Source organism: Nonomuraea sp. NPDC049129, from assembly GCF_040648495.1.
In the GTDB taxonomy this organism is placed as follows: Bacteria; Actinomycetota; Actinomycetes; order Streptosporangiales; family Streptosporangiaceae; genus Nonomuraea.
The window spans coordinates 955,079-980,194 of sequence record NZ_JBEZDU010000001.1 but is presented as its reverse complement, the minus strand read 5'-3'; the positions used below and the strand labels follow the sequence as shown (position 1 = coordinate 980,194).

General features: G+C 70.7%; 25 protein-coding genes. 12 read left to right on the top strand and 13 right to left on the bottom strand.

Annotation, left to right across the window (positions count from 1 at the left end; genetic code table 11):
• Positions 1 to 13: 13 nt before the first annotated feature.
• From AB0B64_RS04315 to AB0B64_RS04300, 4 genes are all read right to left on the bottom strand, one after another.
• A complete protein-coding gene (locus AB0B64_RS04315) occupies positions 14 to 1,315 on the bottom strand; it encodes an FAD-dependent oxidoreductase (protein WP_358174535.1) in 1,302 nt (433 codons plus the stop codon).
• 133 nt (positions 1,316 to 1,448) lie between these two features.
• Positions 1,449 to 2,945 (bottom strand): AMP-binding protein, encoded by a 1,497-nt coding sequence (locus AB0B64_RS04310; RefSeq protein ID WP_358174532.1) that lies wholly within the window; start codon positions 2,943 to 2,945, stop codon positions 1,449 to 1,451.
• A gap of 91 nt (positions 2,946 to 3,036) precedes the next feature.
• Complete coding sequence (locus AB0B64_RS04305; RefSeq protein WP_358174529.1) at positions 3,037 to 4,179, bottom strand: hypothetical protein; 1,143 nt, start codon at positions 4,177 to 4,179, stop codon at positions 3,037 to 3,039.
• Entirely contained in the window at positions 4,176 to 5,243 is a 1,068-nt protein-coding gene (locus AB0B64_RS04300; RefSeq protein ID WP_358174526.1) for an LLM class flavin-dependent oxidoreductase, read from the bottom strand. Before AB0B64_RS04300 ends, AB0B64_RS04305 begins: the two co-directional genes overlap by 4 nt.
• 151 nt (positions 5,244 to 5,394) lie before the next feature.
• Between AB0B64_RS04300 and AB0B64_RS04295 the strand changes: the two genes are divergently transcribed.
• Positions 5,395 to 5,823, top strand: a complete 429-nt coding sequence (locus AB0B64_RS04295) for a hypothetical protein (RefSeq protein WP_358174523.1) — start codon at positions 5,395 to 5,397, stop codon at positions 5,821 to 5,823.
• Here AB0B64_RS04295 and AB0B64_RS04290 read toward each other — a convergent pair.
• A complete protein-coding gene (locus AB0B64_RS04290; protein WP_358174520.1) occupies positions 5,809 to 6,774 on the bottom strand; it encodes an acyl-CoA dehydrogenase family protein in 966 nt (321 codons plus the stop codon). The genes AB0B64_RS04295 and AB0B64_RS04290 overlap by 15 nt on opposite strands.
• A gap of 123 nt (positions 6,775 to 6,897) precedes the next feature.
• Between AB0B64_RS04290 and AB0B64_RS04285 the strand changes: the two genes are divergently transcribed.
• Complete coding sequence (locus AB0B64_RS04285) at positions 6,898 to 7,581, top strand: hypothetical protein (RefSeq protein WP_357946744.1); 684 nt, start codon at positions 6,898 to 6,900, stop codon at positions 7,579 to 7,581.
• A 69-nt stretch (positions 7,582 to 7,650) separates the two neighbouring features.
• Entirely contained in the window at positions 7,651 to 9,393 is a 1,743-nt protein-coding gene (locus AB0B64_RS04280) for a proline--tRNA ligase (protein WP_357946746.1), read from the top strand.
• Between the two features lie 61 nt (positions 9,394 to 9,454).
• Here AB0B64_RS04280 and AB0B64_RS04275 read toward each other — a convergent pair whose 3' ends face one another.
• Genes AB0B64_RS04275 through AB0B64_RS04260 form a run of 4 tightly spaced genes read right to left on the bottom strand, consistent with a single transcriptional unit; the run spans position 9,455 to position 13,254 of the window.
• A complete protein-coding gene (locus AB0B64_RS04275) occupies positions 9,455 to 10,960 on the bottom strand; it encodes a tripartite tricarboxylate transporter permease (protein WP_357946748.1) in 1,506 nt (501 codons plus the stop codon).
• A 1-nt stretch (position 10,961) separates the two neighbouring features.
• The gene (locus AB0B64_RS04270; RefSeq protein WP_358174517.1) at positions 10,962 to 11,417 is read right to left on the bottom strand and encodes a tripartite tricarboxylate transporter TctB family protein; all 456 of its coding nucleotides are present in this window, start codon (positions 11,415 to 11,417) and stop codon (positions 10,962 to 10,964) included.
• A complete protein-coding gene (locus tag AB0B64_RS04265; RefSeq protein ID WP_358174514.1) occupies positions 11,414 to 12,397 on the bottom strand; it encodes a tripartite tricarboxylate transporter substrate binding protein in 984 nt (327 codons plus the stop codon). The genes AB0B64_RS04270 and AB0B64_RS04265 overlap by 4 nt, the downstream gene beginning before the upstream one ends.
• Entirely contained in the window at positions 12,394 to 13,254 is an 861-nt protein-coding gene (locus AB0B64_RS04260) for a PHB depolymerase family esterase (RefSeq protein WP_357946755.1), read from the bottom strand. The genes AB0B64_RS04265 and AB0B64_RS04260 overlap by 4 nt, the downstream gene beginning before the upstream one ends.
• A 68-nt stretch (positions 13,255 to 13,322) precedes the next feature.
• Here AB0B64_RS04260 and AB0B64_RS04255 point away from each other — a divergent pair, with 68 nt between their 5' ends.
• On the top strand, positions 13,323 to 14,369 hold the full coding sequence (locus AB0B64_RS04255) for a DUF5937 family protein (protein WP_358174511.1): 1,047 nt from the start codon (positions 13,323 to 13,325) through the stop codon (positions 14,367 to 14,369).
• A 236-nt stretch (positions 14,370 to 14,605) separates the two neighbouring features.
• Here the strand turns inward: AB0B64_RS04255 and AB0B64_RS04250 are convergent, their stop codons facing one another.
• Complete coding sequence (locus tag AB0B64_RS04250) at positions 14,606 to 15,034, bottom strand: ferritin-like domain-containing protein (RefSeq protein ID WP_358174508.1); 429 nt, start codon at positions 15,032 to 15,034, stop codon at positions 14,606 to 14,608.
• A complete protein-coding gene (locus AB0B64_RS04245) occupies positions 15,031 to 15,510 on the bottom strand; it encodes a hypothetical protein (RefSeq protein ID WP_358174505.1) in 480 nt (159 codons plus the stop codon). The genes AB0B64_RS04250 and AB0B64_RS04245 overlap by 4 nt, the downstream gene beginning before the upstream one ends.
• Before the next feature lie 220 nt (positions 15,511 to 15,730).
• Here AB0B64_RS04245 and rimP point away from each other — a divergent pair, with 220 nt between their 5' ends.
• The 8 genes from rimP to truB all read left to right on the top strand — a co-directional run bounded on the left by rimP (position 15,731) and on the right by truB (position 23,733).
• Positions 15,731 to 16,222 carry a ribosome maturation factor RimP gene (gene rimP / locus AB0B64_RS04240; protein ID WP_225299403.1) on the top strand — a complete coding sequence of 164 codons (492 nt, stop codon included), beginning with the start codon at positions 15,731 to 15,733 and terminating at the stop codon, positions 16,220 to 16,222.
• A 12-nt stretch (positions 16,223 to 16,234) separates the two neighbouring features.
• Complete coding sequence (gene nusA / locus AB0B64_RS04235) at positions 16,235 to 17,239, top strand: transcription termination factor NusA (protein WP_357654416.1); 1,005 nt, start codon at positions 16,235 to 16,237, stop codon at positions 17,237 to 17,239.
• Entirely contained in the window at positions 17,223 to 17,537 is a 315-nt protein-coding gene (locus AB0B64_RS04230) for a YlxR family protein (RefSeq protein WP_357946766.1), read from the top strand. The genes nusA and AB0B64_RS04230 overlap by 17 nt, the downstream gene beginning before the upstream one ends.
• A 112-nt stretch (positions 17,538 to 17,649) precedes the next feature.
• Positions 17,650 to 20,808: a translation initiation factor IF-2 gene (gene infB / locus AB0B64_RS04225; protein WP_357946769.1), complete on the top strand. Its 3,159-nt coding sequence runs from the start codon at positions 17,650 to 17,652 to the stop codon at positions 20,806 to 20,808.
• 119 nt (positions 20,809 to 20,927) lie between these two features.
• The gene (locus tag AB0B64_RS04220) at positions 20,928 to 21,224 is read left to right on the top strand and encodes a DUF503 domain-containing protein (protein WP_225299410.1); all 297 of its coding nucleotides are present in this window, start codon (positions 20,928 to 20,930) and stop codon (positions 21,222 to 21,224) included.
• A 42-nt stretch (positions 21,225 to 21,266) separates the two neighbouring features.
• Positions 21,267 to 21,743, top strand: coding sequence for a 30S ribosome-binding factor RbfA (rbfA, locus tag AB0B64_RS04215; RefSeq protein ID WP_357946772.1), 477 nt, complete (start codon positions 21,267 to 21,269; stop codon positions 21,741 to 21,743).
• Between the two features lie 8 nt (positions 21,744 to 21,751).
• Positions 21,752 to 22,861, top strand: a complete 1,110-nt coding sequence (locus AB0B64_RS04210) for a bifunctional oligoribonuclease/PAP phosphatase NrnA (protein WP_358174502.1) — start codon at positions 21,752 to 21,754, stop codon at positions 22,859 to 22,861.
• Positions 22,861 to 23,733 (top strand): tRNA pseudouridine(55) synthase TruB, encoded by an 873-nt coding sequence (truB, locus tag AB0B64_RS04205; RefSeq protein ID WP_358174499.1) that lies wholly within the window; start codon positions 22,861 to 22,863, stop codon positions 23,731 to 23,733. Before AB0B64_RS04210 ends, truB begins: the two co-directional genes overlap by 1 nt.
• A gap of 10 nt (positions 23,734 to 23,743) precedes the next feature.
• Here the strand turns inward: truB and AB0B64_RS04200 are convergent, their stop codons facing one another.
• Together AB0B64_RS04200 and AB0B64_RS04195 are read right to left on the bottom strand one after the other, a co-directional pair.
• On the bottom strand, positions 23,744 to 24,421 hold the full coding sequence (locus AB0B64_RS04200) for a fibronectin type III domain-containing protein (protein ID WP_358174496.1): 678 nt from the start codon (positions 24,419 to 24,421) through the stop codon (positions 23,744 to 23,746).
• A gap of 5 nt (positions 24,422 to 24,426) precedes the next feature.
• Entirely contained in the window at positions 24,427 to 25,011 is a 585-nt protein-coding gene (locus AB0B64_RS04195; RefSeq protein ID WP_357946781.1) for a hypothetical protein, read from the bottom strand.
• Between the last annotated feature and the right edge of the window lie 105 nt (positions 25,012 to 25,116).

The following is a 25,116-nucleotide window of genomic DNA, read 5'->3' as shown; positions in this document are numbered from 1 at the left end:
GACACGCATGCCGTCAGGGCCGGCAGGCCCGCAGCATGGCCTCCAGGCCGGCGAGCTTGACCCGTTCGCCGCGGCCCAGCGACTTGGCCAGAGCGCCTTCGGCCGCCTCGATGGCCAGCCACTCGTCGTACGTCACCGGCCTTACGCCTCTTTCGTGCAGCAGCGCGTCGATGGGCGCCGACCGTAGCCGATCGTGGCCGGCCAGGTCGGACAGCAGGGTGCGGACGGTCTCCGCCGCGTCCGACTTGTTGGTGCCGATCACGCCGGTGGGACCGCGCTTGAGCCAGCCCGCCACGTACTCGCGCTCGCGGATCCGGCCGGCCTCGTTGGGCACGGTCATCGACCGCTCGTCGAACGGCACCCCGGGAAGGGGGACGCTCTGGTATCCGACCGAGCGCAGCACCATGCCGACCGGGATCGTCTCGAACTCGCCCGTCCCGACCACGCGGCCCTCCTCGGACAGCCGGGTGCGCTCGAGCCTGAGCCCCTCCACCCGGTCGGTGCCGAGGATCTCCACCGGGCGCAGCCAGAAGCGCACATCGAGGCGGCGCGGGCGGCCGACGGGATCGCGGCCCGCCCACGACTGAAGGACATCGATGTTGCCGCGGATCTGCCGGGGGAAGTCGCCGCCCAGCACCACGGCCTCGTCCTCGCGTACGCAGACGTCGGCGTTCGCCAGCTCGCCGAGCTCCCGCAGCTCCTTCAGCGTGAACTTGGCGTGCTCGGGACCCCGGCGGCCGATCATGTGGATCGCCTTGACCTGGCTTTCCCCGAGTCGTTCGAGCACGTCGTGCGGTACGTCCGTGGAGCTGAGCTCCTCGGCGGTCTTGGCCAGGACGCGGACCACGTCGACGGCCACGTTCCCGACACCGATGACCGCGACCTCGGGGCTGTCGAGGGTGAACATGGAGGCGGAGACGTCGGGGTGGCCGCAGTACCAGTTGACGAAGTCGGTGGCGGCCACGCTGCCCGGCAGGTCCTCGCCCGGGATGCCGAGCTTCCTGTCGACCATCGCGCCCGTGGCGTAGACGACCGCGTCATAGCTGGCCAGCAGGTCCTCGACCGACAGATGCTCGCCGAGCGTGACGCCGCCGAGGAAGCGGACCTCGGGGAGTTCGAGCACCCGGCGCAGGTAGTTGGCGATCGACTTGATCGACGTGTGGTCGGGCGCGACGCCGTATCGGACGAGCCCGTAGGGAGTGGGCAACCGCTCGATGACGTCGACCTGGACGTCCTCCTGCGCCTGTTTGACCAGGGCCTCGGCCGTGTAGATACCGGCAGGGCCCGACCCGATGACCGCCACGCGCAACGTCACGCTGCCTCCTCTATGTGGGCGATTCTGTTACACGGGGCATGCGTCCCACCAGTGCAACCCGGCACTGTGATCGATGTATCCCCGATCGCCGGTACGAATGAACCCATCTTTCGCGAATGGGGCGGCAGCGCCTTCAGGAGGCGGACGCGCGGGCGCGGAGGGCCATCTTGTCGATCTTGCCGTTGGCGTTGGCCGGCAGAGCTTCGACCACGATGACCCGCTTCGGCACCTTGTAGTTGGACATATTGTCCTTCGCCCAGGTGAGCAGCGTGCCCGGATCGACCGTCATCCCCGCTCTGGGCACCACGTACGCCCAGCCGGCCTCGCCGGAGACCGGATCGGGCACGCCGATCACGGCCGCCTGCGCCAGCGAGCCCTCACGTAACAGCAGCGACTCCACCTCGGCGGGCGAGACGTTGAAGCCGTTGACGATGTAGAGCTCCTTCTTGCGATCGACGATGGCCAGATTGCCCGCCGGGTCGAGCACGCCGATGTCGCCCGTGTGCAGCCAGCCGTCCCGATCGACCACCTCGGCGGTCTTGCCGGGTTCGTCCCAGTAGCCGCGCATGACCCCGTACCCGCGCTGCAGAATCTCCCCGCGTTCCCCGGCGGCCACCTCCTTGCCGTCGTCGTCGACGATCCGCACCTCGATGCCCGGCACCGCCCGGCCGGTCGTCGCGGCGATGACCTCGATCGGGTCGCCGGCCCTGGTCATGGAGACGACCGTGCCCTCCATCAGGCCGTACGCGTTGATCATCCGCTCCAGCCCCACCCGTTCGACCAGGCGGGTGATCAGCGCGGCGGGCACGGCGGCGGCCCCGCAGATGGCCACGCGCAGCGACGAGACGTCCCAGTCGGCGCGGTCCAGCTCGTCCAGCAGCCGGTGGAACAGCGTGGGCGGGCCCGCCAGGATGCTCACCCGGCCGGCCGAGATCAGGGACATCAGGGCGTCGGGGGTGAAGACCCTGATCGGCATCATGGTCGCCCGGCGGAGCACACAGGCGATCATCCCGGCGTTGAGGCCGAAGCCGTGGCTGAACGGGGCGATCACCGGGTAGCGGTCGTGTTCGTCCAGGGTGACGATCTCGGACCAGTCCCAGTAGCCGCGCAGGACCTGGGCGTGGTCCAGCATCACGCCCTTGGGGGTGCCGGTGGTGCCGGAGGTGGACATGATCTCGCACAGATCGTCAGGCCGTACGGCCAGCGCCCGCTCCTCAACGCCCTCCATCTCGACGCCCGACGGCTCCACGAGGAGACGGGGGCTGAGGATGTGGCGCGGGGCGGCGCCGGGCGGCAGGAGATCGGCGAGCACCACACCGGGCGGGCCCTCGCCCGTGACCAGCACCTCGGCGCCGGTCTTCTCGATCATCGCCGCCGCCTCCAGGCCCTTGGCGCGCGAGGAGAGCGGCACGATCACCGCACCGGCGTCCCAGACGCCGAAGGCGTGCGTGACCCAGTACGGGTCGTTCACGCCCCACAGGGCCACCCGGTCGCCCGGCCGGACGCCGAGCTCGATCAGCTCGTGCGCCACGCGAGCGGCTCCGGCGCGGAGCTCCGCCATGGTGACGCGCGTGTCGCCGTCGACGATCACCACCGCGTCCGGATGGCGGTCCGCCTGGTCACGGAGCATGCGGGGGAGCGTTCCCCAGTCCGGCATCGGTCCCATCGGTTCGCGCCTCCTGCTCCACAGGCCGAGCGCCCGGCTGTTGTACAGACCTCGGCTACACGATGAGCGCCCGGTCGCGGCCCAGGTGGTGGCCGCGCAGGTCGGTCAGCACGCCGGGGCTCGGCGTCTCGGCGATCTCCGGCGCGATCTCCACGCCGAGCGAGATCGGGGTGAGCCCCTGGATCGCCTGCTGGATCCGGTTGCGCCACATCGGGTTGCGCACAAGGCTCTCCCTCCCGAACGTGACGGTGAGCACCGCCGCGTCGAGCGTGCCCTGCCTGCTGATCGCCAGCTCCCACCTGGACACGCCGTCGATCTTGGCCAGGGCCTTGTCGATCCGCGGCAGCGACAGCCACACGCCCCGCACCAGCACGTGCTCGCCGACCGTGTGGACGGGAGCGGGCAGTCCGGGATCGGCCGCGGCCGAGTCGGTACGCACCACCTGGCCCGTACGCAGGACGGCGTCGCCGAGCGACGAGTGGCCGTGGGGCGTGATCACCAGCTCGGCCACCCCTGACGGCTCCGACGGCCGCAGCACGTCCTTGGTCAGCGAGGCCAGATGCAGCAGGCCGTCCGTCAGCGGGGTGAGCGGGGCGCCCTCCGCCGCCCGCCAGGCCAGGGCGCCACCGCCGAACGGGTCGGCGTACACCTCGGTCACGTGGGCGTCGAACTCGCCCGCCAGGTGGCTGAGTGTCCGCTTCGAGGCGATCTCCCCGGTCAGGACGATGTGCCGCAGCCCCAGGTCAAGGGGGTCCAGCAGGAACTCCAGGTGCAGCCTGGCCAGCAGATCCATCGCGCCCGTGGGGGTGGCGACCAGCGTGGTGGCGCCCAGGGTGGACAGCGTGTGGATCAACCGCATGCGGCCTCGCGGGCCCACCGAGGCGGCCGCCGACGCCACGTCCGCCGCGGCGGCGGCCCAGAGCGCGCCCGCCGGTTCGGCCAGCGCGACCACGACCCGGTCGCGGTCGCCCACTCCGGCCGCCCGCAGCGCCGCCCCGGTCAGCTCCTGCGCCGCCGCGCGGTCGCCGGGCGCCAGCGGGAAGGCGCTGGAGGCGTCGGGGGCGACCTGCAGCAGCCCTGTGGCGGACCGCGCGCCCGTACGGAGGTCGTCCCGCGTCAGCCACCGCGCGCCGGCGGCCTCCGCCGACGCGTCCCGGTCGCCGGAGCCGCTCAAGGGGCCAGGGGCCGGGCTGGTCACTTGGTCACCTCGGTCATGAACAGCTTCATCGCCTCGCAGACCCGTTCGTGCGCCAGCCCGCCCACCTGCGCCTGGATGATCAGATCCGTCGCCCCGGCCTCCGCGATCCTGGCCAGCGCCTTGCGCGAACCCGCCACGTCGTCCACCACGACCATCAGGTGCTCCCGCAGCGTCGCCATCGCCTCATCCGGCGGCATCCCGGCCGCGAGCTGGCCGAGGACGCGATGGGTGGCGTGCCGGGCGTCGTAGTAGTCCGGCGGGGTGACGAGGTTGACCTGCCGGCGGATGTACCAGAGGACGGCGTCGGCGGCCGTCTCGTTGGCCTGGTCGCGGGTGGGCGCGACGAACCAGGGGATCATCAGCGCGACCCGGCGGGAGTCGGGGTCGAACCCGGCGGCGGCCAGACGCTCGCGGTATTGGGCGATGTCGTCCGCCACGTCGTCGATGCCCTTGACCATGGTCATGCCGAGCAGGTTGTAGCCGTGGTCGGCCGCCGCCAGATAGCCCTCCAGCGACGTCGAGGCCACCCAGACCGGCGGATGCGGCTGTTGCACGGGACGCGGGTAGACCGCCACGTCCGGGATCTCGAAGAACTCGTTCGATCGGCTGACCGGCTCCCCGTCGGCCCGCCAGATGGCCAGTGTCGCGTCCAGCGAGTCCTCCCAGATCTGCCGGGACTTCTCGAAGGGCCGCTGGAAGGCCTGGTACTCCAGGGGCGAGGCCCCCCGCCCGGTGCCGAACTCCACCCGGCCGCCGCTCAGCACGTCGAGGGTGGCCACGCGCTCCGCGGTGCGGATCGGCGACTGGAACGGCAGCAGCACCACGCCCAGCCCGAGATGGATCCGCTCGGTCCGCTGGGAGATCGCGGCCAGCACGAGATCGGGCGCGGAGGAGTGGGAGAACCCCCGCGTGAAGTGGTGCTCGACGAACCAGGCAGTGTCGAAACCGAGCCGATCACCGAGCACGACCTGGTCGATCACGTTCTGGAACGCCTGTTGCTCGACCTCGCGGGAGCGCCCGCGCACCTCCAGCTCGTAGCCCAGGCTGATCCGTAGGGACGTCATCGCGCCTCCGGCGAAAGTAGTAAACCAAGCGCTCGCTTGGTAGAGACTATCAGCACCAAAGACTTGCGGGAAGGGCGCGTTCGCGATCAGAGTGATGCACGTGAGGCGAAAGCACGCGCTAAGGCGGCCGAAAGATGGCACGCTCCCCGATATGGGGGCCGATGATCTCTCCCTCACGAGCGGGCGCGGTTACGAGGCGTTCGGCCGGGTGATGGCCGCTCTCGCCACGGAGGCCGAGTTCATCGAGTCCTGCCGGGATCTGACCTGGTGGCGGGGCGCCGACCACAGCTGGCACATCGAGTGGCGCGACGGCCCGTACGCCTCAGAGGTGGCGGCGCTGCTGGCCGAGCAGGTGCGCGCTCCCGCGTACGAGGACGAGCTCGGCGCGCCCGCCGGGCCGGCCGACAGCCGGTCGGCGGTGCTCGACGTGATGGGCGTCCGCTTCGAGTTGCGGGCCATCGATCCGCTGGGCCGCGAGCGCGTACGCGACAAGCCGGGCTTCTGGCGGCTGGCCGAGGCGCTCGACACCACCCGCGCCACGAACGCCCCGCGCCCCTGGGAAACGCTACTGGGCGGCTAGCCCGGCCTGAAAGACGTGCGCGCCCAGGCGCTCGCGGTGCGCCTGCGGCGGGCCGAAGAGTTGGGCGTCGGAGGTGGCCCGCTTGAGGTAGCGATGGGCCGGATGCTCCCAGGTCACGCCGATCCCGCCGTGGACCTGGATGTTCTCGCCCGCCGCCGTGAGATACGCCTCAGTGCAGTAGGACCCGGCGATCGCCGCGAGGGACTCCGACCCGGCCGCCGCCAGCGCCGCCGATCTGGCCGACTCCACGAGCAGCAGCAGGTCGGCCAGCTTGTGCTTGATCGCCTGGAAGGAGCCGATCGGCCTGCCGAACTGATGGCGCAGTTTGGCGTGCTCCGTGGCCATCTCCAGGCAGCGCTCGGCCCCGCCCACCTGCTCGGCCGCCAGCGCCGCGATGCCGAGGTTGCGCACCCGGCTCCACGTCGCGCCGTCGCCGGCCGGCCGCGCCGGGGCGTGGTCGAAGGACAACTCGGCCAGGGGCCGGCTCTCGTCCATGGTCGGGTACGCCACGCGCCGCGTCGGCACCGCCTCGACCAGGAGCCCGTCGGCGTAGGCGAGCACCACGTCGCCCTCCAGCGCGTACGGGACGACGCCCGTGAGCAGGCCGTCCCGGAGGGTCAGGTCGCCGTCGCCGGGAAGGACGACGGTCGCCGTCACCGAGCCGTCGGCCAGCGCGGGCAGCAGCCGGCCCATCGCCGCCTCGTCGCCGCCCGCCTTGAGCGCCTCGACGGCCAGGACGGCGCTCTGCAGGAAGGGGTATGGGGACAGGGTCCTGCCCAGCTCTCCCGCCACCACCGCGATCTCGGCCGGGCCGCAGCCCGCTCCGCCGTACTCCTCTGGGACGGCGAGTCCTGCGGTGCCCAGCTCGCGGGCGAACGCCGCCCAGGGCGCGGCGGGGCGGTCGGCGAGATAGGCGCGGACGACGGAGCGCAGCTCGTCTGTGACGGTCACCGAGCCAGTTTAACCAAGCGATTGCTTCGTTGCATTCGGTTGGCCGAAATTTGCCTTTTCTGGACGGCCACATAATCTGGTTGTGGTATTGCGACAAGTTGCGAAGGGAGGGTTGACCAGGCAATGGACGTAAAAGAGAGCACGATCGACTACGCGGAGTTCGCCGCGTACGACCGTGACCAGCGCTGCATCGAACGCCATGTGCTGGGGGCCTTCCTCGGCGGGCTGGTCGTCGGGCTCGTGGGCATACTCGCCGACGGTCGCGGTCCCCAATGGCTCGGCCAGGTCTATGACCCGTACATGTATCTGGGTCTGGCTCTGCTCGTCGGGGCGAGCGCGGCGGGCTTCGGGTGGGCGTTGCTCACCACGTTTCTGGCCTCCCTGTCCATGATCGTCGTGACCCTGGGCGGCAGCATGGTGCGCGGCGGGCCCGACATCGGCGGCGTGGGTGTCGGCGGCTCCGCGGCCGGGCTGAACTGGACGCTCTGCCTGCTGGTCGGGCTGGGCCTGCTCGCCTACGTGACGAGGCGGCCGGATGTCTGGGGCGACCTGGCCGCGGGCCTCATCGGCGCCCTGCTGCTCGCCGACGTGATCGACCGCGCGACGCCCGGCTTCATCCACAGCGACCCCGCGTTCTGGCCCGGCCCCGCGCCCGTGCTCGGCGCCCTGTCCGTCGTGCTGGTGATGGCGCTGCGCCGCGGCAAGGCGGGCCGGGTGCGCGCGCTGGCGCTGACGGCGGTCCTTGTCGGCCTGTTCGCGGTCGCGGTGGCCGGTTCGCTGGGCGGCTGGGTTCCCATCGCGGGATAAGGCCGCGCGGCGAGTCGCTCCTAGTCGATAGCCTGTAGTCCTCATATCCAGGCCGAACAAGGAGTAGCCGTGTCGCTGCGCATGTCGTCGTTGTTTCTTCGCACCCTGCGGGACGACCCGGCAGACGCGGAAGTGCCGAGCCACAAGCTCCTGGTCCGCGCCGGTTATGTCCGGCGGGTGGCGCCCGGCATCTACTCGTGGCTGCCCCTCGGCAAGATGGTGCTGGAAAACGTCGCCAAGGTCGTCCGCGAGGAGATGAACCGGATGGGCGGCCAGGAGGTGCTCTTCCCCGCCCTGCTGCCGCGCGAATACTACGAGGCCACCGGTCGCTGGACCGAATACGGTGACACGCTTTTCCGGCTCAAGGACCGCAAGGGCGTCGACTACCTGCTCGGCCCCACGCACGAGGAGCTCTTCGCCGACATGGTCAAGGGCGAATACTCCTCGTACAAGGACTATCCGGTCACGCTCTACCAGATCCAGACGAAGTACCGCGACGAGGCCAGGCCCCGCGCGGGCATCCTGCGCGGTCGCGAGTTCCTGATGAAGGACGCCTACTCCTTCGACCTCGACGACGAAGGACTCAAGCACTCCTACGAGCAGCACCGCGAGACCTACATCCGGACGTTCGACCGGCTCGGCATCGATTACAAGATCGTGTTCGCCACGTCGGGCGCGATGGGCGGCTCGGCCTCCGAGGAGTTCCTGGCGCCCACGCCCACCGGCGAGGACACCTTCGTGGCCTGCCGCTCCTGCGGCTACGCGGCCAACGCCGAAGCCGTCACCACGACCGCGCCCCCGGCCCGCGCCCTCGACGGGCTGGAGCCGCAGCGCGTCCTCGACACCCCCGACACCCCGACCATCGAGTCGTTGGTGTCCTACGTCAACGAGCACCACGGCCTGTCGATCACCGCCGCCGAGACCCTGAAGAACGTCGTCGTCAAGGTCACCACGCCCGGCTCCGACAAGGTCGAGACGCTGATCGTCGGCGTGCCCGGCGACCGCGAGGTCGACTTCAAGCGCCTGGAGGCCGCGCTGGCCCCCGGCGAGCCCGCCATCTTCGAGGCCGAGGACTTCGCCAAGCACCCCGGCCTGATCCGCGGCTACATCGGCCCGCAGGTCCTGCGCGACCTCGGCATCCGCTACCTCGTCGACCCCCGCGTGGTCACCGGCACCTCCTGGGTGACCGGCGCCAACGAACGCGGCAAGCACGCCGCCCACGTGGTCGCGGGCCGTGACTTCGTCCCCGACGGCACGATCGAGGCCGCCGAGGTGCGCGCCGGAGACCCGTGCCCCCGCTGCGGCTCGCCGCTGTCCATCGACCGCGGCATCGAGATCGGGCACATCTTCCAGCTCGGCCGCAAATACGCCGACGCGGCCGGGCTCGACGCCCTGGGCCCCGACGGCAAGCCGATCCGCATCACGATGGGCTCCTACGGCATCGGCGTCTCGCGCGCCGTGGCGGTCATCGCCGAGCAGGCCCACGACGAGCTCGGGCTGGTGTGGCCGCGCGAGATCGCGCCCGCCGACGTGCACATCGTGGGCACGGGCAAGGACAACCAGATCGAGGTGGCCCTCCAGCTGGCCGCCGAGCTGGAGTCCCGCGGGCTGCGGGTGCTCGTCGACGACCGGTCCGGGGTCTCGCCCGGCGTCAAGTTCAAGGACGCCGAGCTGCTCGGCCTGCCCACGATCGTGGTCGTGGGCCGCGGTCTGGCTCAGGGTGTGGTCGAGCTCCGCGACCGGGTCACCGGCGCCAAGGAGGAGATCCCGCTCGACACGGCCGCCGACCGCGTGCTGGCCGCCTGCTCGTAACGCGAAGCACGGCTCCCCCTTCGGTCAAGGGGGAGCCGTGCTGCTCTGCCAGGGGGAGCCGTCAGTCCATGGCCGCGGGCATGGAGATCTTGCCGCGGCGGCGGAGCACCACGGGCCCGATCAGGCAGGCGGCGGCGATCACCAGGATGGCCAGCGACACGGGCCGGGTGAAGAACACCGCCGGGTCCCCCTCACTGAACGCCAGGGCCCGCCTGAACTGCACCTCCATCAGCGGCCCGAGCACCGCCCCGAGGATCAGCGGCGCCACCGGATAGCCGGCCCGCCGCAGGACGAACCCCACCAGCCCGAACCCGTACGCCACCAGGATCTCGAACACGCTCTGCGAGGTGGCGTAGACACCCAGCGTCGCGAACGTCAGGATCGCCGCCGTCAGCAGCGCGGCCGGCACGCTCAGCAGCTTCACCCACAGCCGGATCAGCGGCAGGTTCAGCACCAGCAGCATCACGTTGCCGATGTAGAGGCTGGCGATCAGCGTCCACACGAGCACCGGTTGCTGATCGAACAGCTGCGGTCCCGGCTGCACGTTGTAGATCTGGAAGGCGATCAGCAGCATGCTGGCCGTGGCCGAGGTGGGGATGCCGAGCGTGAGCAGCGGCACCAGCACGCCGGAGAACGCCGCGTTGTTGGCCGCCTCGGGCCCCGCCACGCCCTCGATGGCGCCATGGCCGAACTCCTCGGGGTCCTTGGCCAGCCGCTTCTCGACGTTGTAGCTGAGGAAGGTGGGCAACTCGGCGCCGCCCGCGGGCAGCGAGCCGATCGGCAGGCCGAACGCGGTGCCCCGCAGCCACGGCCGCCAGGATCTGCGCCAGTCGTCGCGGGTCATGCCGATGCGCCCGGTCACCTTCACCGGCGGCTGCTCCTGCCGGTTCCGCTGGGCCGCGGTGGCGACCGCCTCGGCCACGGCGAACAGGCCGACGGCCAGCGCCACGACCGGCAGCCCCTCGTACAGGTCGGGTACGCCGAAGGCCAGGCGCGGCTGACCGGTCATCTGGTCGATGCCCACCATGCCGATCGCCAGCCCGAGGAAGAGGCTGGACAGGCCGCGCACGATCGAGTCGCCCATGAGCGAGGTGACGGTGACGAAGGCGAGCACCATGATCGAGAAGTACTCGGCGGGCTGGATCGACTTGGCGATGGCCGACATTCCGGGCGCCAGGAACGTGATCACGACGGTGGAGATCGTGCCCGCCACGAACGAGCCGATGGCCGCCGTGGCCAGCGCGGCCCCGGCCCGGCCCTTCCGCGCCATCGGGTAGCCCTCGAGCGTGGTGGGGATCGACGCCGTCTCGCCGGGGATGTTGAGCAGGATCGCGGTGGTGCTGCCGCCGTACATGCCGCCGTAGTAGATCCCGGCGAACATCACGAACGCGCCCACCGGGTCGAACACCATCGTCAGGGGCAGCAGCAGCGCGATCGTCGTGGCCGGGCCGAGGCCCGGCAGCACGCCGACGAGCGTGCCGACGGTGACGCCGAGCAGGCCGAGCAGCAGGTTCTGCAGGGTGAGCGCGTGCGCGAAGCCGTCGAGCAGGTGGCCCAGTACGCTCATCTCAGATCGCCAATCTGATCAGGCCCGGAGGCAGCGTGATGCCCAGCACCCGGTCGAACAGCACATACGTGGCCAGCGCCAGCAGCAGGCCCACGACCAGGTCGCGCACCAGCTTGCGGCTGCCGAGCACGCGGGCCACCGCGACGAAGAACAGCGTGGTCGCCTGCCAGTAGCCCACGGGCGCGAGCAGGACCGCGTACAGAGCGAGCGCGCCGATGAGGAGCAGCACGGGACGCCAGTGCACGCCCTCGTCCTCGCCGCCCTCGCGGGTCACCGGAGCGCGAAACGCCTGCACCACCCCGATCACGGCCACCACCGCCATGCCGATGCCGACCAGGAGCGGGAAGGCCCGTGGCCCGACGGCCTGGTAACCGCCGCCGTCAGGGATCATGAACGCCTGCGCCAGTACGACCAGCGCGACCGCCAGGAACCCCGCCGAGACGAGCCGGGTGCTCACTTGCCCAGTCCCAACTCGCCGAGGATTGTGGTGATCTGCCCGCGCTGCTCGGTGAGCACCTGCTTGAACGAGTCGCCCGGGGTCCAGGCGTCGACCCAGTTGTTCTGCTTGAGGACCTGCTGCCAGCATGACGTCTGCCGCATCTTGTCGATCATCTTGACGACGTCCTGCTGCTGCTCGGCCGACAGCCCCGCCGGGGCGAGCACGCCGGCCATCGTGGAGATGGCCTGGTCCGACAGGCCCAGTTCCTTCAGCGTCGGGGCGTCGATGCCCTCGATCCGCTTGTCGCCGTCCACCGCGAGCGCCTTGAGCTCTCCGGCCTGGAGTTGCGCGCGAAGCTCGGCGACGGTGTCGATGCCCGCGGTGGCGGCGCCGCTGAGCAGCAGGTTCATCGACTCGCCGCCGCCCGCCGTGGGCACGTAGTTGACCTGCTTGGCGTCGATGCCCTGGCCCTTGGCCAGTCCCGCGACCGTCATCTGCCCGGGGCCGCCGAGCGAGCCGCCGGTCCACTTGATGCCGTGCGGGTTCTTCTTCATCGCGGCCAGCAGCGACTTCAGGTCCGCGTACGGCGCGTTCTTCGGCACCACGATCGCGCTCGGACCCCTGCTCAGGCCGGCGATCGGGGTGAGCGTGGTCAGGTCGACGGGCGAGTGGTTGTTCACGATGCCACCGAGCATGGTCGCGCTGTCCATGACCATGAGCTGGTAGGGGTCGCCCTTGCTCTTGGCGAACTGGGCCAGCCCGATCGTGCCGCCCGCGCCGGGGACGTTGATGACCGTGGCCTTCGCGGTGGTGATCTTGCACTGGCTGAGCGCGCCGGCGATGCCGCGGGCACGAGTGTCCCAGCCGCCGCCGGGGCTGCCCGGCGCCATGATCGTCAGAGGCTTGCTCGGGTATTCGGCGCCTGCCTCGGCGCTCTCGCCGACCGCGCAACCGGTGGCCAGGATCGTCAGGACGGCGGCGGCAACAATGATCTTCATGAGGTCTCCCGGGGGGTGAGAATCGAGGTGAAGAAGTCCTTGACCGGCTCCAGCACGCTCATCGGCTGGTGCGCCACGCCGGGCACGACGTCGAACCTGACGTTGATGCCGTGCGCGGCGAAGTTGTCACGCAGCGCCGCCAGCCGTTCGACACGGGTGGTTCCGTAGGCGTCGGCGCCGTCCATCCAGTTGGCGTCGCCCTGGTTGTTGATCTCCCAGGTCTCGACGTCCTCGGCACCCACGACCATCTGTACCGGCACCGCCCCGAGCTCCTCGATCCTGGGCGGCTGGCCGAACTCCTCCTCGAACCCCTTGAGCCCGATCCACCACGGGCTGTCCCAGTCGATGTACGATATCCGCCCTGGTGCACCAATTGACACTCCGGCCAACCGGTCCGGATGCAGGTAGGCGAACCGATGGGCGAACTGGCCGCCGCCGGAGAAGCCGTGCAGGAGGAACCGCTCGGTGTCGACGTTGAAGCGCTCGCCGACCTCCTCGACCATCGCCAGCAGCACGTGGTCGAAGCGGATGCCGCGGTAGTTGATGAACTTGAAGCCGTGCAGGTCGTCCGCGTCCTCGATGCCCGCGGGGAACAGCGGCGCCAGGACCAGGCAGCCCTGCTGCTCACCCCATTCGGCGAGGTTGTCGCGGTACTGCGGCCCGCGCCGTCCCGTCCCGTGCTGCATGACGGCGATCGGGACCGGCGGGCCGTCGGGCGAGTGGGCCGTCGGCACGTAGAGGCAGTAGGAGAAGCGCTGGTCGTATCGGGAGGCGAAGATGGTGGTGGACCCGCTGAAGTAATACTCCCGGGGGTGCTTAACCGCGCCGCCGTTTTCGTGTAGTGGTGCCTTGGCCATGGCGCCACAGCCTGGACATATATCCAGTTTCGGACAAGGAGATTGCCGCCAACGCGGTAATGTGCAACGTGCCCGTCACGCTCCTCCTGTCCTCCACCGACCCGGCCTCGATCACCATGGGCGTCTCCCCGCTGGCCGAGCTCTGCGCCTGCCTGCACGCGCTCGACGAGCCCGGACACCACCCCGCGGCGGCCCGCTGGGTGGCCAGGGTCCACACGGAGGCCGACGAGGACCTGCTGGCCAGGGCGACGGCGTGGGCGCCCCTGTGGAGCGCCTTCCGGGCCCGCTACCTGCTGCCGCTGTCCGCCGGCCGGTCCAGGACGCTCGAAGACGAGCTGGCCGAGATCGAGGCGCTGCCGATCGGCGACTTCACCGCCATGACCCTCCAGGCGCTCATCGGCAAGAACAGCGCCGGCGTCGGCGGCGACGTGCTCCAGCGCCTCAGACTGATCTCCTCCAGCCGGGTGGAGCTGGGCACCCGAGTGCAGAACGACCCCTGGGGCTTCAGGCGCGAACTGACCGGCTTCCTGGCCGACTTCGCCGCCGCGGCCTTCGAGGCGGACTGGCCGGGCCTGCGTACGGCGCTGGCCGCCGAGGCCGCGGTGCGCGAGCGGACGATCGCGGTGCACGGCCCCATGGCGCTGGCCGACTTCCCCACCGCCACGGCCGTCGAGGGCGGGCGTCGAATCGTCCTGGACAAGCTCTACAACGCCACCGCCCGCATCGGCGCCGACCGGCCCTGCCTGCTCGTCCCCAGCCTGTACGGCCGCCCGCACTTCGTGGTCAAGCACTATCCGGGCTACCCCGTGGTCATCCAGTACGGCGTGGGCACCTCCGCCGGGGTCTCCCTGGAGACCGCCCGGCAACGGCTGGCCGTCCTCCAGCACCCGACCCGTCTCAAGCTCTGCTACGCCATCCTGCGCAACCCGGTGGCCACCTCGGAGCTCGCCAACCAACTGGGCATGACCGCCCCCCAGGTCTCAAGACACCTACGCCACCTGAGGGAGGCAGCGCTGGTGCACGTGCACCGGCGCGGCTCGGTGGTCTACTACCAACTCGACGCCGAGGCAATCGAACGCCTGGGCAGCGACCTACTGACGGTGCTCTACCGCTGAACCGCCCGCATCCGATCACTCCCGCTCCCCGGAGGGGCCCCTCTCTGAGGACCTCAGCCACGACGGACGGTCTTCTTCCTCGCCCCGGAGGGGGTGCCCTTCCCAGGGACCCCAGCCACGACGGACGGCCTTCTTTCGCTCCCCCGAAGGGGGTATCTCCACAAGGACCCCAGCCACAACAGACCGTCACAGAGACTGAGACGGTCGTGTGGACGGACCCCGGGGGTGGGCCGCTCTCAGCCGGTAGGCCCCGACATGCCGGGAAAGGCCGTGGTGATCGCGGGACGGAAGGAGTAGGAGCGGGCCACCGACTCCTGCATGGCCAGCGCCGCGTACCGGCGCAGCGACGCGTCGTCCGACGCCACCAGCTCCAGGTAGGCGGCCGTGATGCCGCCCTCCACGTGGACCGCGAGCTGAACCGCCTGCGCCGCCGTGGACGGCACGATCGGCAGGGCGTAGCCCCCCTCGGGCTCGGTCGGCGTGCCGCCCCGGGTGGTGATGGCGGTGCGCAACTGGTCGCGTCTGGCTCGATGGGCGTCGAACGCGGTCGTGACCCGCGACCGCAGCGAGCCCGTGGTGCGCGCGCCGATCAGCCCGTACGCGAAGACGGCGGCATGCTCGGCCGACAGCGCCTTGCGCAGCTTCTCCACATCGGCCGGTGTCACGTCGACCTCGGCAGGGCCAGGGCGTGGGCGGCCTCGCAGGCGCCGATGGCGGCGATGAGCTGGGCCAGCTGCGGCGAGACGCCGGCGAGCTGGCGGACGCGGAGCGCCGCCGCCCGGCGCTCGGCCTCACGCAGCCGCGACACCGACGTCTTCGGCACGGGAGCGGGCGTCTGAGGCGCGGGGGAGGAAGGGGATGGCGCAGGCCCGCCGGGCAGGCGTTTGCGCAACTCGTCGAGGTGAGCCTGATGGCGGTCGCGGAACGGGGTCAGCTTGGTCGCGCCGCCCGCGATCAGCGCGGAGTAGAGGGCGATCGTGTGTTCCTTGTCGGCGATCAGCTGCCGCAGCAGCACCCGCTCAGGATCTTCCGACGGAGTGGGCGACGGCTGGGGGGTGTCGGACGCGTCGCATCCCGACAGGGCCGCGGCGGCCGCTCCGCCCGCCAGCACGGCTCGCCGTGACAGAGAACGCGGGCGCACGGGCAGGGACCTCCTGTAAACGGAACGCAGATAGCATCGTACGGTCTTGCGCTCGCTCCCCGTGTCAGGCGACGCTCGCCATTCGCACGTGCCGAGTGGCGCTCTCTTCGTGCCCTCGTACAGATAGGGTGTCAACTGTCGTAGCTGGCTGAGCGGCCAGGCGACTTGAGAGCCAGAGGCGAGGTCCGCCCGGCTGAGACATGACAATAGGGAGGTCGATATGGGCAGCGCATCACCCCGCGACCACCTGATGAAGCTCCTTGAGCCCGTCGTCGGCGCGGAGGGCCTCGATCTGGAGGACGTCACGGTCACCCAGGCCGGCAAGCGCCGGCTGCTGCGTGTGATCGTCGACCGCGACGGCGGCGTGAGCCTCGACGACGTGGCCGACGTCAGCCAGGCCGTCTCCGCGGCGCTCGACGACGCCGACGCGATGGGCCAGTCGGCCTACACGCTGGAGGTCTCCTCGCCGGGCGTCGACCGCCCGCTGACCGAGCCGCGTCACTGGCGGCGCGCGGCCAAGCGGCTGGTGAAGGCCGAGATGAGAGATGGTTCCGTGGTGGAGGGCCGCGTGCGCTCCGCGGACGAGAGCGGCGTCGAGCTCGACGTCGACGGCGCCGGGCGCCGATTCGACTATCAGGACCTGGCCCGCGGACGGGTGCAGGTGGAGTTCCGCCGGTTCGACGACGAAGACGTCGACGGCGACGAAGGCTAAGGGGAAAGCCTCGTGGACATCGACATGAGCGTCCTGCGCAGCCTGGAGCGGGAGAAGGACATCTCCTTCGACCTGGTCGTCAAGGCGATCGAAGACGCGCTGCTGATCGCCTACTTCCGCACCGAGGGTGCCGCGCCCAAGGCGCGCGCGGAGCTCGACAGGACGAGCGGGCACGTGACCATCTTCGCCGCCGAGATCGACGACGAGGGCGAGATCGTCAGGGAGTTCGACGATACGCCGGGCAACTTCAGCAGAATCGCGGCGACCACCGCCAAGCAGGTCATCCTGCAGCAGCTGCGCGACGCCGAGGATGAGATCAACTTCGGCGAGTTCGCCAGCCGCGAGGGTGAGCTGGTCTCCGGTGTGATCCAGCAGGGCAAGGACCCGCGCGTGGTGCTGGTCGACCTCGGCAAGATCGAGGCCGTCCTGCCGCACAACGAGCAGGTGCCCGGCGAGGACTACGTGCACGGCGAGCGCATCCGCGCCTATGTGGTGCAGGTGAAGAAGGGCCACAAGGGCCCTTCGGTCACGCTGTCGCGTACCCATCCGGGCCTGGTCAAGAAGCTGTTCGCGCTGGAGGTGCCGGAGATCGCCGACGGCACGGTGGAGATCGCCGCCGTGGCCCGCGAGGCCGGTCACCGCACGAAGATCGCGGTCAGGTCGCGCAGGCAGGGCGTCAACGCCAAGGGCGCGTGCATCGGCCCGATGGGCTCGCGCGTGCGCAACGTGATGACCGAGCTGCACGGCGAGAAGATCGACATCATCGACTGGTCCGAGGACCCCGGCGAGTTCGTGGGGAATGCCCTGTCGCCGGCCCGCGTTTCCCACGTTGAGGTCCTCGATCTCGAAGGCCGGGTCGCGCGGGTGACCGTGCCCGACTACCAGCTCTCCCTGGCCATCGGCAAAGAGGGACAGAACGCCCGGCTTGCCGCGAGGCTCACTGGATGGCGGATTGACATCAGGCCTGACACCCAGGCCGAGGATGCTGCCGGTTCCGTAGATGCGTCAACACGGTAAGCTGGAATATGGTGGCCACGCGGCTCCACAGCGCACCTGTGTGGGCTGCAGGGTCCGTACGGCTAAGTCCGACCTGCTCCGCTTGGTGCGGGTCGAGGATCACGTGATCCCTGACCTGCGAGGACGGCTTCCTGGTCGAGGTGCGTCACTGCATCCGTCCGAGAAGTGTCTGGAGCTTGCCGAGCGTCGCCGAGCGTTTCCGCGCGCGTTCCGCGTGCCGGGGCCGCTTGACGTCTCGCGCGTGCGGGTGCACCTGGAGAAGGGGAACCAAGAAATGTCATGTAGGACGCCGAGTTGATGGGCGGAGTCAGATTGCTATGAGCGCCTGATGAGCACGCGGCGATGAAGATGTCAAGGTAGCGACGGTCCGGACGGCACAGCCAGCCTCCCGGGCCGAGTAAGGGAGTGCAGTGGCGAAGGTCCGGGTATACGAGCTCGCTAAGGAGTTCGGCGTAGAGAGCAAGGTCGTCATGGCCAAGCTCCAGGAGATGGGGGAGTTCGTCCGTTCGGCGTCCTCCACCATCGAGGCGCCGGTGGTCCGCAGGCTCACCGAAGCATTGGGCGCATCCAAGGGTGGGTCCTCGAGGGGCGGCGGTTCGTCGTCCAAGCCGCAGCCGCCAAGGGCTGCTCCCCGGCCGGCGGACAGCCTGGCCGGTAACGGCGTCGCGGAGGCGCCGACCCCAACATCAGCTCCGCGTCCTGGTCCGGGCCCCAGGCCCGGTCCGCGTCCGGGTCCGGCAGGTCCCGCGGGCGGCGGTCAGCCGCGCCCGCCGGTGCCGATGCCGCACCAGCCGCAGCCTGAGCCCGAGCGTGCCGACACCTCCGGCGCTCCGCAGGCGCGTTTCGACAGCGGCACCCGTCCCGCGCCCGCTGCGGGCGCCCCCACTCCGGGCCCGCGTCCCGGTCCCGCTGCCCGTCCGGGTCCCAAGCCCGGCCCCGCGGCGCGTCCCGGCGCGCCCTCCGGTGGCGGCGGCCCGGCGGCTCCGCGTCCCGACCGTGGTCCGTCCGATCGTGGCCCGTCCGACCGTTCCCCCTCCGGTGGCGGTCCTCGTCCGGGTCCCGGTCCCAAGCCGGGTCCGCGCGGCCCGCGTCCGGGCAACAACCCGTTCTCGTCCAACGCCAGCGGCATGGGCCAGTCCCGGCCGCCGCGTCCCGGTGCCAACCGCGATGGTGGCGGCACCGGTCCCGGCCAGCGCGAGCGTCGTGACGGTCCGCCGCGCGACGGCGCGGCCCCGCGTCCCCCGCAGGGTCGTGGCGGCGACGGCAGGCCCGGTGCGGCCGGTCCGCGTCCTGGTCCGCCCGGTGCGGCCGGCCCGCGTCCCGGTCCCGGTGCGGGCGGTCCCCGTCCCGGCGGTCCGCGTCCCAACCCGATGATGATGCCCCAGGGTCGTCCCGCCGGTCCCGGCGGTGGCGGCGGCGGTGGCCGTCCCGGTGGTGGCGGCGGTCGTCCCGGCGGCGGTGGCGGCGGTGGCCGTCCCGGTGGCGGTGGCGGCGGCGGTCGTCCCGGTGGTGGCGGCGGTTTCGCCGGTCGCCCCGGTGGCGGCGGTGGCGCCGGTCGTCCGGGCACGAGCACCGGTGGTCCCGGTGGCGGCGGCGGTTTCGCCGGTCGTCCCGGTGGCGGCGGCCGTGGCCGCGGTGGCGGCACGGCGGGCGCGTTCGGGCGTCCCGGTGGCCGTCCCACGCGTGGCCGCAAGTCCAAGCGCCAGAGGCGCCAGGAGTTCGACAACATGTCGGCCCCGGCGATCGGCGGCGTGCAGGTCGCGCGCGGCAACGGTGCGACGATCCGCCTTCCGCGCGGCGCTTCGCTGTCCGACTTCGCCGACCGGATCGGTGCCAATCCCGCCTCGCTGGTGCAGATCATGCTGCACCTCGGCGAGATGGTGACCGCCACCCAGTCGGTCAACGAGGAGACGCTGCAGCTGCTCGGCTCCGAGCTCGACTACAACATCCAGGTCGTCAGCCCGGAGGAGGAGGACCGCGAGCTTCTCGAGGCCTTCGACATCGAGTTCGGCGAGGACGAGGGCGACGAGGCCGACCTGGCCGCGCGTCCGCCGGTCGTGACCGTCATGGGTCACGTCGACCACGGTAAGACCAAGCTGCTCGACGCCATCCGCAAGACCAACGTGGTGGCGCGCGAGGCGGGTGGCATCACCCAGCACATCGGCGCTTACCAGGTCGCCACCGAGCACGAGGGCGAAGAGCGCAAGGTCACCTTCATCGACACCCCGGGTCACGAGGCGTTCACCGCCATGCGTGCCCGTGGTGCCAAGGCGACCGACATCGCGGTGCTGGTGGTCGCGGCCGACGACGGCGTGAAGCCGCAGACGATCGAGGCGCTCAACCACGCCCAGGCGGCCGACGTGCCGATCGTGGTCGCGGTCAACAAGGTCGACAAGGAGGGCGCCGACCCCAACAAGGTCCGTGCCCAGCTCACCGAGTACGGCCTGGTGGCGGAGGAGTTCGGTGGCTCGACGCTGTTCGTCGACATCTCCGCCAAGAACGGGACCGGCATCGAGCAGCTGCTCGAGGCCATCCTGCTCACCGCGGACGCCGAGCTCGACCTGCGCGCCAACCCGGCGATGGACGCTCAGGGCATCGCGATCGAGGCGCACCTCGACAAGGGCCGTGGCCCGACCGCGACCGTCCTGGTCCAGCGCGGCACGCTGCGCGTCGGCGACTCCATCGTCTGTGGCGAGGCCTACGGCCGCGTCCGGGCGATGCTCGACGACAACGGCGACCTGGTCGAAGAGGCCACGCCGTCCCGTCCGGTCCTGGTCATGGGTCTGACGGCGGTGCCGGGCGCGGGTGACAACTTCATCGTCGTCACCGACGACCGGATGGCCCGTCAGATCGCCCAGCAGCGCGCGGCGCGCAAGCGCAGCGCCGACATGGCGAGGTCGAGCCGTCGCCTGACCCTCGAGGAGCTGTTCAGCAACCTCGAGAAGGGTCGCGTCGACGAGCTCAAGCTCATCATCAAGGGTGACGTGTCCGGTTCGGTGGAGGCCCTGGAAGACGCCCTGCTCAAGATCGATGTCGGCGACGAGGTCAGGCTCCGTGTCCTGCACCGCGCCGTCGGTGCGATCACCGAGTACGACGTCAACCTGGCCGTCGCCGACGACAACGCGGTCATCATCGGCTTCAACGTCCGGCCTGAGCCCCGGGCGCGCGACCTGGCCGAGCGCGAGGGCGTCGACATCCGCTACTACTCGGTCATCTACCAGGCGATCGAGGAGATCGAAGCGGCGCTCAAGGGCATGCTCAAGCCCGAGTTCGAAGAGGTCCAGATGGGCACCGCCGAAGTCCGCGAGGTCTTCAAGGTGCCGAGGATCGGCAACGTCGCCGGTTCGCTGGTCCGCTCCGGCACGATCGTGCGCAACAGCAAGGCCCGGATCATCCGCGATGGCGTCGTCATCGCCGACAACCTGACCGTCTCGTCGCTGCGTCGCTTCAAGGACGACGCGACCGAGGTCCGCGAGGGCTTCGAGTGCGGTATCGGGGTCGGCTACAACGACATCCGGATCGACGACGTCATCGAGACGTTCGAGATGCGGGAGAAGCCGCGCGCGTAACACGCGGCCGGGCGCCCGGCGGACCATCCGCCGGGCGCCTCTCGCACGCCTGGGCCCGCTTTCCACCGCAGCGGGGCCGGGGTGCCTTCACACACCAGGACAAGCGGTGGTTGCCAACGATGTATGTGGGTGCTCTGACCCTGGACATCCTGCTCGGCGACGTACATTCGCTGAAGCAGAAGCGTTCCGTCGTGCGACCGCTGGTCGCCGAGCTGCACAGGCGTTTTCCCGGTGTCGCGGTGGCCGAGACCGGTCACCTCGACCTGCACCGCCGGGCGGAGGTCGGCATCGCCGTAGTCTCGGGCTCGGCGGGCAACTGCCAAGAGGTATTGGACGCCTGCGAGCGCATGGTGGCCTTCCGCCCTGAGATCGAGCTGCTGTCGGCGAGACATCGGCTCTACAACGACGAAGACTGAACGACTGCACGGCCTCCGGGCCGTGCGTGAGGGGGAGCGAACATGGTGGATGCAGCACGAGCGCGCAAGCTCGCCGACCGCATCCAGCAGATCGTCGCCGAGATGCTGGAGCGCCGGATCAAGGACCCGCGCCTGGGCTTCGTCACCGTGACCGACACGCGCATCACCGCCGACCTGCGTGAGGCCACGGTCTTCTACACGGTGTTCGGCTCCGATGCCGAGCGGGCCGACACTGCGGCCGCCCTCGATAGCGCGAGAGGCATCATCCGCTCCGAGGTGGGCCGCCAGACCGGTGTCCGCTTCACTCCGACGCTGGAGTTCAAGCACGACCCGCTGCCCGACAGCGCGCGCCAGCTCGACGATCTGATCAACGCCGCCAAGGCGAGGGACGCCGAGGTGGCGCGCAAGGCCGAGGGCGCGACCTATGCCGGCGACCCCGATCCCTACCGCAAGCCGGAGGAGGACGACGAGCCGGACCTCCTCGGCAAGCCTGACGAGGACGGGCAGCCGGCGACGTGACGCCCGACGTGCGCGACAGAACCGATCGCCCGCCCCACCCGGGTCCGGGCACATCGGCTGAGGGCACGTCGGGGCAGGGTCGTGTTCAGGCTCTGCCGCTCACCGGCGCGGACGGCGCGCTGCCGCCGTCCGGCTCGGTGATCCCCGAGCCCGCCTGGCGGCGCGCGCTCGATCTGATCGGCAAGGCCGACGAGATCGCGCTGGCCTGCCACGTGTCACCCGACGGCGACGCGCTCGGCTCGATGCTGGCCACCGGCTCCGTCCTGCGGGCCCAGGGCAAGCGGGTCGTCGCCTCCTTCGGTGACCGGCAGTTCGACGTGCCGCGCCTGCTGCGCTTCCTGCCCGGCCAGGACCTGCTCGTGCCGCCGGCGGACTTTCCGGCGGAGCCGGAGCTGATGATCACCTTCGACTCCTCGACGCCCGACCGGCTGGGCCTGCTGGGCCCCAACACGGCCAAGGCCCACGAGGTCATCGTGGTCGACCATCACCTGTCCAACACCGGGTTCGGCACGCTCAGCCTCATCGACCCGCACGTGGCCGCGACGGCCGTGCTGGCCGAGCAGCTGATCTACCGGCTCGGCGGCAGTCTGGACCGTGACATCGCCACCTGCCTGTACGCCGGGCTGGTGACCGACACCGGTTCGTTCCGCCACGCCTCGACCACGCCAGAGGTGCACCAGATGGCCGCCCGGCTGGTCGCCACCGGGCTGCGTACCGACGAGATCGCCCGCGAGCTGTGGGACCGGTCTCCGTTCGGCTACCTCAAGGTGCTGGCCGCCGCGCTCGAGCGGGTGTCGCTGGAGGACGGCCTGGTCTGGACATACGTGCCCCGGGTCGACCGGGCCGCGTACGGCCTGCCGTACACCGAGCTGGAGGGCCTCATCGACATCGTGCGGCGCACGGACGAGGCCGAGGTGGCGGTGGTGCTCAAGGAGGACGACCAGGGAGCCTGGCAGGTGTCGAGCCGGTCCAAGGGCACGGTCGACGTCGGCGCGATCTGCGCCGTGCTGGGCGGCGGCGGTCATCACAACGCGGCCGGATTCACCTCGCACCTCAGCGTCGAGGACACCATCGCGGCGTTCCGGGCGCTGCTGCCGAGTCGAGACGGAGAGACTTGATGGCCGAGAGCGGCTTGATCATCGTGGACAAGCCGGCCGAGTGGACGTCCCACGACGTGGTGGCCAAGATGCGGCGGCTGGCCGGCACCCGGCGGGTGGGCCACGCGGGCACCCTCGACCCCATGGCGACGGGCGTGCTCGTGGTCGGCGTGGAGAAGGCGACCCGGCTGCTCGGGCACCTGGCGCTGACGGAGAAGGTCTACGAGGCCACGATCCGGCTCGGAGTGACCACCAACACCGACGACGCCGAGGGCGAGGTCATCTCGACGGCCCCGGCGGCCGAGGTGCGCCCCGCCGAGGTCGAGAAGGGCATCGCGGCGCTCACCGGCGAGATCATGCAGATCCCGCCGCAGGTCAGCGCGATCAAGGTCGGGGGGCAGCGGGCGTACAAGCTGGCCAGGGCGGGCGAGGACGTCGAGCTGGCCGCGCGGCCGGTCACCGTGAGCGAGTTCTCCGTGCTGGACATCAGGGCGCACGACGACGTGATGGACATCGACGCGGTGGTGACCTGCTCCAGCGGCACCTACATCCGGGCCCTGGCCCGTGACCTGGGAGCCGGGCTCGGCGTCGGCGGGCACCTGACGGCGCTGCGCCGCACCCGGGTCGGCCCGTACGACCTGTCGCGGGCCAAAACCATCGACCGGCTGGCCGAGGAGTGCGTGGTCCTGCCCATCGGGGAGGCGGTGTCGGCCGCGTTCCCGCGCTGGGACCTCACCGCCGAGGAGGCCAGGGTCGTCAGCCACGGCGGACGGCTGCCCGCCGCGGGGCACGGCAAGGGTCCGATCGGCGTGTTCGGGCCGGAGGGCGAGCTGCTCGCGCTGGTGGAGGAGCAGGGCCGCATCGCCAAGCCCCTGGCCGTGTTCATTTCCTAGACGTCATTTCCTAAGAACCGCCGGTCGTCTGGTGGGCGACGTTCGACGGCGGCCCGTAGCGGAAGGCGCGTACCCGGTAGGACGCGCGGCTCTCCTCGGGCAGCGTGACCAGGCCGAAGGCGTTGACGTCCGGATCGAGGGCGGCGACGACCCGGAAGTCCGGCCGGCCCGACGGGCGGTCCTCCAGCAGGAAGCCCTCCTCGTCGGAGGTCCGGTCGGTCCACCGGAACGCCACGCCGTCGGCCTGCGTCACGATGGCCCGCAGATCCGACGGCGCCGCCCCCTCGCTCCTGACCGGCCGCGCCCCTTTCGGGCCGCCGGGGATCGTCCGCGGCTCCGACCAGCCGGGCTGCGGCTTGGCGTACGGGCCGCCGCCCAGCGCCACGTCCACCGGCGCGGAGGCCTGGCCGTAGTAGGGCCGCAACCGGTAGTAGAACGGCGTGCGCGGGATCAGATCGGGATGCGTGTACGTGCTCTGCTCCGGCGGCAGGAACCCCAGGATCGTGTACGGCCCCTGTGGCTCGGTGGCGAACTCCAGGACGTGCCCGGAGGCGTCCGGCTCGCGGCCCTCCCAGCGCAGCGTGATGTCGGTCGGTGACACGAGGGTGGCCGTCAGGTGGATCGGCGTCTGCGGCGGCGTCGAGCAGGCGGCCGTCAGCAGGAGCAACGCCACCAGAGCTGCTCTCATCGCCGCTACTTGCGCCAGAACTGTATGCCGCTCCACTCGACCGTGGCGGGACCCTTGCCGCTGCCCGTCCGGTAGGCGCCGAACTTGTCGTAGAAGCTGCCGCTCTCACTCGACACGGTGTGCTTCAGCGACCCGTTGATGTAGGTCCGATGGGTGCTGCCGACCACGTGAACGGTGTTGACGCGGACCGTTGTGCCGATCGTGGCGCCGGTGGCGATCGTGTCGCCGCCGTGCACGGAGTAGAGTCGGCCGCCGCGTTCGACGGCGAGCATGAAGAACGGGCCGGTCGTCTTGAAGGTCTGCTTCAGGCTGATGCGGGTGCCTTCCAGACTGGTGATCTTGAAGTAGCCCTCGAACTGGCGGGTGCCGCTGGAGTAGGTGGCGTAGCGCCGCTCGGCCCGCTGGTCGCCGCTGCCGGTGGAGCAGCTCAGCTTGAAGGTCAGGTCGTTGACGTCACCGCAACCCCGCTCCTGGACGGTGAACGTCGGCTCGTACGAGGTCCAAGGTCCCGACTCCACAGGGTCGGCCGCGGCGGGCAGGGCTGGGACGAGTAATCCGATCGCTAACGCGCCCGTGGTGACTAATCGCATCGTTCCTCCCGATTAGGAAACTTTCCTATCAGGATTCATAGGATCACTCACCACTCTTCTCGTCAAGAGTTGTGATGCGAGCTGTCGGAAGCGGGGGAGAGATCC

What these genes read in the sequence shown, in the direction of transcription:
- rimP (WP_225299403.1), top strand. Translation starts at nt 15,731, where the DNA reads ATGGGCAGCGCATCACCCCGCGACCACCTGATGAAGCTCCTTGAGCCC.
- AB0B64_RS04260 (WP_357946755.1), bottom strand. Translation starts at nt 13,254, where the DNA reads ATGGCCAAGGCACCACTACACGAAAACGGCGGCGCGGTTAAGCACCCC.
- truB (WP_358174499.1), top strand. Translation starts at nt 22,861, where the DNA reads ATGGCCGAGAGCGGCTTGATCATCGTGGACAAGCCGGCCGAGTGGACG.
- AB0B64_RS04220 (WP_225299410.1), top strand. Translation starts at nt 20,928, where the DNA reads ATGTATGTGGGTGCTCTGACCCTGGACATCCTGCTCGGCGACGTACAT.
- AB0B64_RS04265 (WP_358174514.1), bottom strand. Translation starts at nt 12,397, where the DNA reads ATGAAGATCATTGTTGCCGCCGCCGTCCTGACGATCCTGGCCACCGGT.
- AB0B64_RS04200 (WP_358174496.1), bottom strand. Translation starts at nt 24,421, where the DNA reads ATGAGAGCAGCTCTGGTGGCGTTGCTCCTGCTGACGGCCGCCTGCTCG.
- AB0B64_RS04295 (WP_358174523.1), top strand. Translation starts at nt 5,395, where the DNA reads ATGGGGGCCGATGATCTCTCCCTCACGAGCGGGCGCGGTTACGAGGCG.
- AB0B64_RS04275 (WP_357946748.1), bottom strand. Translation starts at nt 10,960, where the DNA reads ATGAGCGTACTGGGCCACCTGCTCGACGGCTTCGCGCACGCGCTCACC.
- AB0B64_RS04195 (WP_357946781.1), bottom strand. Translation starts at nt 25,011, where the DNA reads ATGCGATTAGTCACCACGGGCGCGTTAGCGATCGGATTACTCGTCCCA.
- AB0B64_RS04285 (WP_357946744.1), top strand. Translation starts at nt 6,898, where the DNA reads ATGGACGTAAAAGAGAGCACGATCGACTACGCGGAGTTCGCCGCGTAC.
- AB0B64_RS04310 (WP_358174532.1), bottom strand. Translation starts at nt 2,945, where the DNA reads ATGCTCCGTGACCAGGCGGACCGCCATCCGGACGCGGTGGTGATCGTC.
- AB0B64_RS04230 (WP_357946766.1), top strand. Translation starts at nt 17,223, where the DNA reads ATGCGTCAACACGGTAAGCTGGAATATGGTGGCCACGCGGCTCCACAG.
- AB0B64_RS04300 (WP_358174526.1), bottom strand. Translation starts at nt 5,243, where the DNA reads ATGACGTCCCTACGGATCAGCCTGGGCTACGAGCTGGAGGTGCGCGGG.
- rbfA (WP_357946772.1), top strand. Translation starts at nt 21,267, where the DNA reads ATGGTGGATGCAGCACGAGCGCGCAAGCTCGCCGACCGCATCCAGCAG.